Here is an 11,689-nt window from a genome sequence, read left to right on the forward strand (position 1 = left end):
CTTTGATGCTTATTCTGTTTATAATTCAGCGTGTGACAATTACTTTAAAGGACGTGTTCAAAATGAAACACAAGTCAGCAACGTATTTATTTATTCTTACATTAGTCATCGGTTTAACCTATCAAATGCTTCCCTATACACCCCTAAGCGCTTCCGTTTTATCCATCATTGGTACTGTATGGAATGTGATTTTGGCATTTGGCGCAGGGTACTTCCTTTTACGAGGAACCTTTTTGGAACAATTCAAGCATTTTCGTTTCATCGTTTTATTATGGGGTGTCCCTTTCGTCATTTTGACTGGCGTGTTCTTTTCCTTTATTTATGCCGCTATTTTTGGACAACCAACAACCAACTCGATCAGCGAAACCATCACTGTCCAAATGGTCTTTTTACAAGTACCTTTCATGTTGATGGGAGAAGAATTGCTTAGCACCAACCTCTTGTTGGCGTTGCAGAAAAGAGGTCTTTCTTTTGCCTGGTCATCCATCATTTGCAGTGTGTTATTCGCTTTATGGCACATCCCAGCGTACGGTTTTCATCCAGCACAATTATTGATCACCTTGATGCCCGCAAGATTGGCACTCAACTACGTTTGGAAAAAATCCAATAGCGTATGGGTCAGCTGGATCTGCCATTTTCTTTATGATTCCCTGGGATTCATTTCATTTTTAGGTAAATAAGCAACAAAAAGGACAGCTGAAGCATAGCTGTCCTTTTTGATAGTCAGTAACGCCTTTCCCCAATGGCTTACTTAATCGCTATTTACGCTTTCTGAAATAAAGCCAGCTTGCCGTGGCGATAAAGAACAAACCAACTACAAACGGGATCAACGTCCCCTGTTCATCGGTCTGCGGCAATCTTTGTGCAGAAGCGCTTTTTTTCGAAACAACAGTCGCCGATGGTTCTTTTTCTTTTTTATCAGAAATAATGATGGTTGCTGCGTTTTCTTTTGTATAAACATACGTCACAGTTGCCTCTTCCTTACCGAATGTACCTTTGGCATTTTGCGGCAGCCGACTTTCGTCTACTATGTAGCCGTCGATTGTTAGTTGATATTTTTTTGTGCTGGCATCGTAAGACTCGCCCACGTTTCCACTGATCGTTTGTGAAGGATGAATTTCTTTGCCTTCTGTATCTACGTATTCGACCGTTACATCAGCTGCTGGTATCGGATTTTTTGTGTAGATGTAGATGATTGTTTGTGCTGTTTCGCTAAATACACCTTTACTATTTTCTGGTAATTGGCTTTCGTCTAAAGTGTAGTCTTCGATCGCTAGTTGAAATTCTTCTGTACTGGCATCGTAAGAGTCGCCTACGTTTCCTCTGATCGTTTGTGAAGCGTGTATTTCGTTGCCTTCTGTGTCCACATACTCGACCATCACATCCGCTGCTGGTACGGGATTTTTTGTGTAAATGTAGGTGACGGTTTGCGCGGTTTCACTAAATACGCCAGTACTGTTTTCTGGTAATTGGCTTTCGTCTAAGGTGTAGCCTTCAATCACTAATTGATAGTTCTTCGTGCTGGCATCGTAAGACTCACCTACGTTTCCACTGATCGTTTGTGAAGGGTGAATTTCATTGCCTTCTATGTCCACATACTCGACCGTTACATCCGCTGCTGGTATCGGATTCTTTGTATACACATAGGTGACGGTTTGTGCCGTTTCGCTAAATACGCCTTTACTATTTTCTGGCAATTGGCTTTTATCTAAAGTGTAGCCATCGATTGTTAGTTGATATTGTTCTGTACTAGCATCGTAAGAGTCACCCACGTTTCCACTGATCGTTTGTAAAGCGTGTATTTCTTTGCCTTCCGTATCCACGTACTCCACTTTTACATCAGCTGCTGGTATCGGATTTTTCGTGTAGATGTAGGTGACGGTTTGTGCTGTTTCGCTAAACACGCCTTTACTATTTTCTGGCAATTGGCTTTCGTCTAAGGTGTATCCATCGATCGATAGTTTATATTGATCTGTGCTGGCATCGTATGTATCACCTACATTACCGCTAATTTTTTCAGCAGCGTGAATTTCGTTGCCTTCTGTATCAACGTACTCGACCGTTACATCCGCTGCGGGTATCGGATTTTTTTTGTAAATGTAGGTAATTATTTGCTGGGTTTCACTAAATATGCCTTTGCTATTTTCTGGCAATTGGCTTTCATCTAGTGTATAGCCATCGATCGATAGTTTATATTGATCTGTGCTGGCATCGTAAGAGTCGCCTAGGTTTCCATTAATCGTTTGAGAAGCGTGAATTTCGTTGCCTTCTGTATCCACGTACTCCACTGTGACATCCGCTGCTGGTATCGGATTCTTTGTATACACATAGGTGACGGTTTGTGCTGTTTCGCTAAACACACCTTTAAGATTTTCTGGTAATTGGCTTTCGTCTAAGGTGTAGCCTTCAATCACTAATTGATAGTTCTTCGTGCTGGCATCGTAAGAATCACCTACGTTTCCACTGATCGTTTGTGAAGGGTGAATTTCATTGCCTTCTGTATCTACGTACTCGACCGTGACATCTGCTGCTGGTATCGGATTTTTTGTGTAAATGTAGGTGATGGTTTGTGCTGTTTCACTAAATACGCCTTTACTGTTTTCTGGTAATTGGCTTTCGTCTAGGGTGTAACCGTCAATTGGTAACTTATACTCATCCGTACTAGCATCATATGAAGCACCAATGGTACCAGATAAAGTCTTCGTTTCATGGATTTCTTACCCTTGAGTATCAAGATATCTGACAGTTACCTCTCCCACCTGCTCCGGGTCAACAATGACATTGACTACATGTGTTGTATATACACTATATGAGGCTTGTCTAGCCATAAAAATTGCTACGTAAGTCCCCGGTTTGCTCGGATCAACATTTGTGTAGTACGGAAAGATCTGTGAGTCAGAAATACTTTTTTCTATGTTGCCGCTAAAATTTAACTTAAACGCCTCGATCCCTGATGCCTGTGTTGAGAAATCGAAGTTACTGTTTACAGGAATATGAATCGTATCGGGGCTATCTCCAAAAGCATACTCGCCTACAATTTGACGCTCATAAAGTGCCAATGTTTTGGTTTCTCCTGCTTGCAAATTGATAGAATTTCCAATCGATGTAAATGCGTAGTTCAATCTTTGATTCGTTGTACCCACTTGCTTAATAAAGTAGCCCCCTGAAGGAACCTGAATCGTTACCTTTCCTGAACTGTCCGTGACTAACAACGTCACTTCACCAGATGTCGAGGAGGTCAATGTGAAATAAGCGCCTTGGATTGGCTGGTTTGAATTACTATCTAAAACTTGAACCGTCAGTTGCGCATTGGCAGCTCTTGCAGAAGACGGATCAACAGAAGAAGGGTCATTATTTACTGTGTCTACAGCAGATTCTTCTTTATTTTCCGATCCGCTGGTGGCTCCTTCACTGTTACTACTTGCTTGTGTTTGCTCGTTCTTAACATCCACACTCGATGAGGTCGTTGTTGTCAGCGTAGGATTTTCTACTTGAGAGGTAGCTTGTCTAGCATCCGCAGAAGCATTCGTATCATCAGATTGCACTGTATTCACTTCTTCCTGATCCACCTGCGGAGATTCTGAAAACACTTGGCTTTCCGCCATTACCTGAAATGCTGGCGTTACCACCACAGCACTTAATAAGATTACTAAAGATAGAATAGATTTAAACTTCTTTTTCACAAACTTTCACCTTAACCTTCTTTTTCAAAATTAAAACTTTTTTATCCAAACTTTTTTTACGCCTAAAAATCATTATAATTTATTAATTTTTAATTTACAAACATTTTTTTATTTAGCGTATCATTCACTCCTATCAAAAAATTTTTATGCGGACACATGAAATACCATTGAGCGTATGTATACTTAATTCACTTGTCATCGCATTGCATCACCTCTTCAGAATTTTATAATTCAAGCACCCTTACCTTCAAGCAAATCCAGTGCAAATCAGCGCAAATCTTCTTTACATCCTTGTTTTATCAATGATTTCATTTTCAAAAAAGCAAATTATTTTTTACTTAATCGTGGCATTCTTTTTTTGAATGATTCGAGCAAGTCTATCTTCTACTCTCAATATGTGATATCTTTGAACATTTATCAGTTCATATATGACAATTGTTACCTATTATAGGTGAAGGATTCACTGAAAAAATCGAGCACTTTCAGGAAATTTTTTAGGGATATCTGGCATAAGCTCATTTAAATTTAATCTTTTAAGAACAAAGAAAATATCTTGTGCATTTTTTCGTTAAATCGAGCTTTACAATTGTTTCTTTGAACCGCTTTATGATAGGATATGTCAGAAGGAGCATTGAAATGACTATAGCTGAAAAAATAAAAGAGAGTCGCTTGAAATTAGGACTCACCCAACAAGAAGTTTCCGAAAAATTATTTGTTACTAGACAAACGATCTCAAATTGGGAAAACAATCGAAGTACCCCAGACATCGACACATTGATCAAATTAAGTGATCTCTATCAAATTGATTTAGAGTCACTGCTAAAACCAGAACAATTAGCAGAAGAACCAGAAATAAAGATCGGGGAGAAGAAAAAAACCTTCCGCCTTCCTCTATACATGCTAAATTTGACTGCAGTCGTCGCTTGCGTTTTCACCGACTTCTTAATACCTACAGGAACAATGACCCTATGGACAGCTGCTGCACATTTTTTGTTACTAGTTAACTTTGTCCTTTTATTCGGCTTTTTCCTCACAAAAAAAAGACCCCTCCCTGCAAAAACAATTGTCTTTGCATTAGGAAAAGGTCTGCTGATCTTAGCCATTATATTAGGTTTTACTCTTTGGTCGAATAAAGGAGCTTCCGCTGATGCGTTACATCTGATTGGCCATAATTATGGTCATTTTATCTATTTGACGTTTAAAGCCATTGGGGTGATTTATTTGTTTGATTGGCGGAAGTTTATGTACTAAAAAATTTAAGCAGTTTAAAAAACCGCGTGTTTTTTATCCTATCAGATAAACAGTTAAAATCCATATTAAATAGAAAAGTACTCTGATATCTATACAAGATATCAGAGTACTTTGTTTTAAAACTCAGAAGGTTTTTCATTAGTTAAGCCAAAGCTGTATGCAATAGCATCTAAAATTCTCTGACTAGCAAATCCATCTCCGTAAGGGTTTGAAGCTTTAGACATTTGGTCGTAAATATCATTATCTTCAAGCAATTCTTTGGCAGAGACAAATACTTTATCTTCACTTGTACCAACTAATCTTAATGTGCCAGCCTCTATTCCTTCTGGTCTCTCAGTTGTATCACGTAAGACTAATACAGGTTTTCCTAAGGAAGGAGCTTCTTCTTGCACTCCTCCAGAATCTGACATAATCATATAGCTATGATTAGCAAAGTTTTGAAAATCCACCACGTCTAATGGTTCAATTAAATGAATTCGATCGCAATCAATCAAAGTTTCTTTTACCGTTTTTCGAACTATCGGATTCTTATGCATAGGGAATACCACATGTACATCATCAAAGTGTTCGACAATTCGATTTATCGCTTTGAAAACGTTCTTCATAGGATTTCCTAAGTTTTCTCTTCTATGCATTGTAACTAGTATTATTTTTTTATCCCCTATATCTGTTAATAAAGAATGACTATATTGGTCTGAAATGGTATATTTCATAGCATCAATAGCCGTATTTCCGGTAACGTAAATATCGCTGACATTTCTTTTTTCATTTAATAAATTCTTCTTACTCATCTCAGTAGGAGCAAAATAAATATCTGCTAAAACATCAGTGAGCTGTCTATTCATTTCTTCGGGAAACGGAGAGTACTTATTCCAAGTTCTTAGACCTGCTTCTACATGCCCAATTTTTATTTGATGATAAAAACTAGCTATTGATGCCGAAAAAGTTGTTGTCGTATCACCATGAACAAGAACAATATCTGGTTTTGCTTCTTCAAAAATCTGATCTAATTCTTTTATTACGCGACTTGTTATACCCGCTAATGTTTGTCCATCTTTCATTATATTTAAATCGTAATCTGCTGATAAATCAAAAATATTCATTACCTGATCTAACATTTGGCGATGCTGAGCCGTCACAGTTACAATTGATTCGAATCGAAGATCTTCTTCAATAGCTTTGACAAGTGGTGCCATTTTGATAGCCTCTGGCCTTGTACCAAATATTGTCATTATTTTTATCATAATTATTTACTCCTATTTAAAGATAATTTCTTAACGAAATATAGCGCATTTCTAAAATCCTGTTCATAAGAAAATAAAATTACATAAACTAACGTATTACATAAAAATGTACAAAACACGCCAATTATAAAAGCGATAAATGAATGAGTAGGAATATATTGCTTTAAGAAAAGTCCTAATGTAATAGCTATAGAAAGTTTAATAAAGAAAATTATAGTTTTCTTTGCGTAATCTATGGAAGAAGTTTTCAAACCATATTTAAAAACGAGATAAGGTTCATACCAAAATATTACTAACATAGTTGATAGAATTGTTCCAAGTATAATACCACTTATCCCTAAATTAAATGATTTCACAAGGACTAATGATAACAATATATTTATTAAACCTTCAATTATAGATTTCCACCTCTGTTGCCAGAATATTCCATATGCAGCTATAAATGTTCTGCATGTTCCCAGATATATTTGTAAAGTAATTTGTATAACTATAAGTAACATTAGTTGATCCGAAAAAAGAAAATCTTTTCCGACCCAAAGTTCTATGAAAGGATTCATTACTGTAACCAACGTAACAGAAATAAAATAAACTATTGATGAATTAATAAACAAATGAATCTTAAATAACTCTAATTCCTTCCTTTTGTTTTTTTCTGTAATAGCATTTCCTAAACTAGGAGTAACAGCACCTGTAATCTGACTTGTAATACCTCGAATAGCAGTGATTATCATTGTATAGTTAGCATATTTACCAACTGTCGCTAAACCAATAAAATAAGATATCATTATATTATCAGTAGCCAAGACGAGTACACTTCCGATTTGAGATGAAAAATTTCCAATAATATTTCTTTTCAAACGATTGCGTATTTCTGAAGAAGTTTTTGTTGGATTGATCGCAAAGATATCCTTATATTTTCTTGAAACAAAAAATGAAATTACAATATTACCTCCTATTGTAGCTATAATCTGTAAAATCAAATATATAATAAAGTTGTTAAAAAGAATCAAAGAAATTATCTGTGAAATACTAAGTGCAACAAAGAACGAAAACTCAATTATAACAACAACATAATTTTTTTGATCAGCATTAAGTAATGATTTTTTATAAGTAAAAAAATAGCTGACTACAGAATTAATCAAAAACAATATATATATATAGTAAACATTCGATACATTAGAACCTTCGATAAATAAATGTAGGAAAGGAATTATTAAAACACCTAAAATACCGACTGAAATCCCGATAACCATATAAGATTTCTTATAAAGGTTCATAAGAGCACTTAATGCTTTTTTATCTTTAATTGCCAACGGCTCATATAGTTCATAAATGATAGATGTCCCGAAACCTAATTCTGCCAGTGATAAAAAGCTTAAGATATTCGTAAATAATCCATTTAGACCTAAATATTCAATTCCTAAATACTGAATAAAAAAAGATCTTACTAAAAAACTCATTATTAGTCTTAATACAAATATAAAAACTGACACTGAAGAATTCAAAACCGTTTTCTGCAATCTAGTTTTCATAGAAACCTCTCTTTTATATACCTTTTATAATTTATACAATTCTTCCTAAGAAAAAGAAAAAAAGAATTAAACCCTAATTTGTTGAGAATCCAATTATCAATGTCTTTATTTTGTTGTCTTTTATCAGTATTGGACCAATAATATTCTGCAGTTAGAGTTATTTGATTTAAAAGCCATTTTCTTCTGTCTATACCTATTCTTTCTACCACTTTACTTAGTTTCATCTTCTCTTCAAAAGTATCCAAAATAAGCTCTGAATTTACTCCTTTAGTCATATTATGACTATGTACTCTGTAACAGCCTATACATTTAGATGAAAGAAAGATATCTGATTTAGTCAAACCATATAGATATATTATGGTATCATTTACCATTGAACTATCTAATATTCCACTTTCTATCAATTTACTTTTGCGAAATATTGTCGTAAAAGTCGACTTTGGCTTTGGTACCTTTCTTTGAAAATGTTCAAGAGCTACAATATTCGAATAAATCGAGTCCTCTTTTATTTCTCTTAAATGACGCCTCTCATTTGTATCTTCATTGAATAAATATGAGTCAAACCCTACAATACCAACGCTTTCTTTTTGAGAAAAAATTTGGTAAGCAAATTCAATAAAGCTATCATCAGTATAAAAATCATCATCATCACAGAAAATAATGAATTCTCCAGAAGCTTTCTCTAATCCAAGTTTTCTTGAGTAAGATGGCCCCATATTAATATCGTTTTTAATATATTTAATTTTATTGTTATCAAAAGTTTTAAACAAGTTATAATAAACATCATTTGAAGAATTATCATCTATTATAACTATCTCGATATTCTCCCATTTCTGCATGATAATTGAGTTAATACATTGTAATAAGTATTTTTCTCTATTGTATGTCGTTATAATAAAGGTCACAGTACAATTTTTCATTATAAGTCCTCTCATAATAAATCATTTTATTGAAAAATATAAATAGATAAGTAACCCTTTCAGACTCCTTACTCCATTAACAAGCTTCATTTTCTTGATTGAATTTTTATTTTTTTTGAAAAGTTTTTTCTTTTCCTCAAAACTATTATTACTATAAAATATAGTATTTAAGATTCCTACAGGAAGCCTATATCTTTCAATAATTTTAATTGATTTATGCTTTTCTCTGGTACTTATATCGCTATCATTGATATTTTTCTTTAATTTATTCATCCATAAAAAATCTCGTTGTACCTTGTCATCGATCTTTTTACTTAAACTATCTTCTGTAGAAATATAGTAATTCGTCAAATAAGCTTTAACAAAATTTATATTTTTAGTTACTAAAATTAAACTTGTAAAGAAGATCATGTCTTCTCCTAAGTTATTTCCAACTTCAAAAAATAGTCTTTTATTAATTAAAAAGTCTCTTCTAATAATCCATGAATTAGTGTTCGGTGTAGTTTTATTTTTCAAATAATTTATAAGTAAATTGCTTTTTTTAAAATATATTTTAGCTTTTTCTTTTCATCATAAGAATTAACTATAAAATGTCCACAAAAACAGGCATCAGCATCGTTTATACTTATTTGATTATACATTGAAGCTAAGAAATTCTCTTGATAAGTATCATCTGAATCTAAGAAAGTAACATACTTTCCATTGGATTTAAGAATACCTATATTTCGAGCATTAGATACACCATTATTATCTATAGATATGTATTGAAATCTACGAAAATTACCACTATATTCATTAATCAATTCTTCCGATTTATCAGTAGATCCATCATTAATAATAATAATTTCGTAATCATCAAATGTCTGACTTTTCAAGCTATCTAAACATCTCAAAATTGTAGTCTCTCTGTTATAGACTGGTATAATAACACTTATTTTACACATTTTTATCCTCTTCCAACAATTTCTCAATCGAAATGAAATGATTTAAGGAGCCATTATTCAGCCCATTAATATTGTCAAAGCTAAAAAGATTGTTATTTGTTATTTTTTCTACTATCTCATTATAATCCTCACTCAACTTTTTCAATTCATAAACTTTAGATTCTTTTTTGTTATCAGTTATAAGGTTTTTCATTTTATTCGAATAAGCTATTGGAATAAAAGGTATATTATATACTCCGGCTAATACAGCACTATGAAATCTAATAGCTATTATCATGTCGCAGGTTGAAAATTCCAATAAAAATTTATCTATATTACTTAAATATGGAATTATTTCAACATTCTCAGGATATTTTGATAGTTTTTTTATATAATAAGCTCCGATTAAATCATTTTCTCTTTCACAGTCAAATGCAAGTAATTTTACTTTCCCCTTAGTTTCTTCAATATAACTATCTGCAATCTTAGCTAAACTTTCATATGTTTGCCAATTATCTATGTTATTGGATAAAGATCTGTACACAGATATTCCTAATATATTTGTTTTAGCTTTTTTCTCTTGATTATTTTCCATATTAAAAACAATATCAGGATAATGATGAAGGTTTATATTCTTCAGTTTTCCTGATAGTTTATTAAAGGACTCTTTATCTCTTACAGTTATTAAATCTTTTGTCCGCATCTCTTCTTTTGCTAAGAAAAACCCAACATTCCTTTTATCAAATTGCCCAAGATTACATCCAATAATAGCAGATTTAATATTCTTTCTCTTTAATATTCTAGATAATTTTATTCTTTTATAAAAATATATCCAAGTTTTATAATTTGTTAATGTAAATAAAGAACCTCCAATCGTAACATGGAGATCAGTATCGTTCAATATTGTAACTAGTTCTTCAGATCTAAAAAAATTAATATTATTAATACCCTCAAAAGGTTTCTTCACTATATTGTTGTCTACGCATAAATATATATCATGTTGAGAAAAATACGAAGCGAACAAAGAGATCATTAGGTCATCACCTATGTTGTTGTCCAGATAAGCATTTAAAACAATCTTCATAATACACCCCTTTAATTAAATCTAAAGAAAAAGTTATACGGAATAAAAGTCTGTGATCCTAGTTGTAAAGAATAGTAGAACATAAAGAAACAGATAGGTATATATAATATAAGCAACACCAATCTATATTTAAACAAAATCTTTTCCACCAAATCAGGGACTACTAATATTGAAAATATAGTTCCATACAATGACAATCTGTGAGAGATAGTCCCATATCCGAAAAAGGATATATATATAATTAGACCAACTATAAATAATTTAAAAGATAAATTATTTTGAAATCTCTCAATGTTAAAAAATGCAAGCATTGCAATTGCTAACAAAATAAAAATTGCTTTTGTTCCTTCGATACTTTCACTTCTATTTAAATAAACTTGATAAACCGGAAAAAAATTAGTTACAACAAAAGAAATTAGATTAATTAGAAAAAAACTTGAAATTCCTAGAAAAAATATTATCTTCCTGTTAAATACTAGTAAAGTGACAGGTATGAAGCACAACGCCATTAAAGCTGACATATGAAAACCACTTGCAATCACAATAATTAGTAAGAACTTCCCTATTTTTTTTGTCTTAAAAAATGATAACCAATAAAAATTATTACAACAGCTGTCATCATTCTAACTACGCTAAATGAATTCAAATAAAATAATGGATACGAAATGTATAATAAAAAGCTCAACCAAAAATTTTGTGAATACTTTAAACATACAAAGCTTAGACCAAATATTTGAATCGCTGCATTAATCAAAAAATAATATATAGGAGAATTGAGATATCTTGATAAGATAATAAGCAAGTTGTTTAAATACTCTCCTCTTGTAACAATATTAGTTTCTGTATAATTAGTAATGGTATAAAAATATTGCATATAGTCCCAACCATTATTATATCTAAATGCTAAAAATAAAAAAACAACTAAGATAGCTATCATTTTAAATAAAGTTGTGCGATGAAATAGGCTTTTTTTATTAAAAATAATAGCCATAAAAAGCTCATTAAGGTAAGAAATTGTAATTATTAAAAACAGAGAAAAATAGATAAACATA

The 11,689-nt window shown here is 32.5% G+C and carries 10 protein-coding genes and 1 pseudogene; 2 read left to right on the forward strand and 9 right to left on the reverse strand.

The genetic code is table 11. The features are described 5' to 3' along the window. The first annotated feature begins 5 nt into the window (after positions 1-5). Entirely contained in the window at positions 6-680 is a 675-nt protein-coding gene (locus IGJ15_RS10175) for a CPBP family intramembrane glutamic endopeptidase (protein ID WP_086292102.1), read from the forward strand. A 78-nt stretch (positions 681-758) separates the two neighbouring features. Here the strand turns inward: IGJ15_RS10175 and IGJ15_RS10180 are convergent, their stop codons facing one another. Both IGJ15_RS10180 and IGJ15_RS10185 read right to left on the reverse strand, forming a co-directional pair. Further along, positions 759-2,714: a MucBP domain-containing protein gene (locus tag IGJ15_RS10180; protein WP_430599463.1), complete on the reverse strand. Its 1,956-nt coding sequence runs from the start codon at positions 2,712-2,714 to the stop codon at positions 759-761. A 3-nt stretch (positions 2,715-2,717) separates the two neighbouring features. Further along, positions 2,718-3,683: a SpaA isopeptide-forming pilin-related protein gene (locus tag IGJ15_RS10185; RefSeq protein WP_231472428.1), complete on the reverse strand. Its 966-nt coding sequence runs from the start codon at positions 3,681-3,683 to the stop codon at positions 2,718-2,720. 636 nt (positions 3,684-4,319) lie between these two features. Between IGJ15_RS10185 and IGJ15_RS10190 the strand changes: the two genes are divergently transcribed. Next, positions 4,320-4,934: a helix-turn-helix transcriptional regulator gene (locus IGJ15_RS10190; protein WP_086292101.1), complete on the forward strand. Its 615-nt coding sequence runs from the start codon at positions 4,320-4,322 to the stop codon at positions 4,932-4,934. Between the two features lie 116 nt (positions 4,935-5,050). Here the strand turns inward: IGJ15_RS10190 and wecB are convergent, their stop codons facing one another. The 7 genes and pseudogenes from wecB to IGJ15_RS10225 all read right to left on the reverse strand — a co-directional run bounded on the left by wecB (position 5,051) and on the right by IGJ15_RS10225 (position 11,688). Further along, positions 5,051-6,178: a non-hydrolyzing UDP-N-acetylglucosamine 2-epimerase gene (wecB, locus tag IGJ15_RS10195; protein ID WP_086292100.1), complete on the reverse strand. Its 1,128-nt coding sequence runs from the start codon at positions 6,176-6,178 to the stop codon at positions 5,051-5,053. Between the two features lie 2 nt (positions 6,179-6,180). Continuing rightward, entirely contained in the window at positions 6,181-7,710 is a 1,530-nt protein-coding gene (locus tag IGJ15_RS10200) for a lipopolysaccharide biosynthesis protein (protein WP_206902084.1), read from the reverse strand. Next, positions 7,707-8,630, reverse strand: a complete 924-nt coding sequence (locus tag IGJ15_RS10205) for a glycosyltransferase family 2 protein (RefSeq protein WP_206902083.1) — start codon at positions 8,628-8,630, stop codon at positions 7,707-7,709. Before IGJ15_RS10205 ends, IGJ15_RS10200 begins: the two co-directional genes overlap by 4 nt. 21 nt (positions 8,631-8,651) lie before the next feature. Then, on the reverse strand, positions 8,652-9,041 hold the full coding sequence (locus IGJ15_RS10210) for a hypothetical protein (protein WP_430599051.1): 390 nt from the start codon (positions 9,039-9,041) through the stop codon (positions 8,652-8,654). 110 nt (positions 9,042-9,151) lie between these two features. Continuing rightward, positions 9,152-9,574: a glycosyltransferase family 2 protein gene (locus IGJ15_RS10215; RefSeq protein WP_430599052.1), complete on the reverse strand. Its 423-nt coding sequence runs from the start codon at positions 9,572-9,574 to the stop codon at positions 9,152-9,154. Continuing rightward, on the reverse strand, positions 9,567-10,637 hold the full coding sequence (locus tag IGJ15_RS10220) for a polysaccharide pyruvyl transferase family protein (protein WP_430599053.1): 1,071 nt from the start codon (positions 10,635-10,637) through the stop codon (positions 9,567-9,569). Before IGJ15_RS10220 ends, IGJ15_RS10215 begins: the two co-directional genes overlap by 8 nt. 11 nt (positions 10,638-10,648) lie before the next feature. After that, positions 10,649-11,688 (reverse strand): annotated as a pseudogene (locus IGJ15_RS10225) (EpsG family protein). Position 11,689: the final 1 nt, after the last annotated feature.

It is taken from the genome of Enterococcus sp. AZ079, from assembly GCF_050547255.1.
In the GTDB taxonomy this organism is placed as follows: Bacteria; Bacillota; Bacilli; order Lactobacillales; family Enterococcaceae; genus Enterococcus_D; species Enterococcus_D casseliflavus.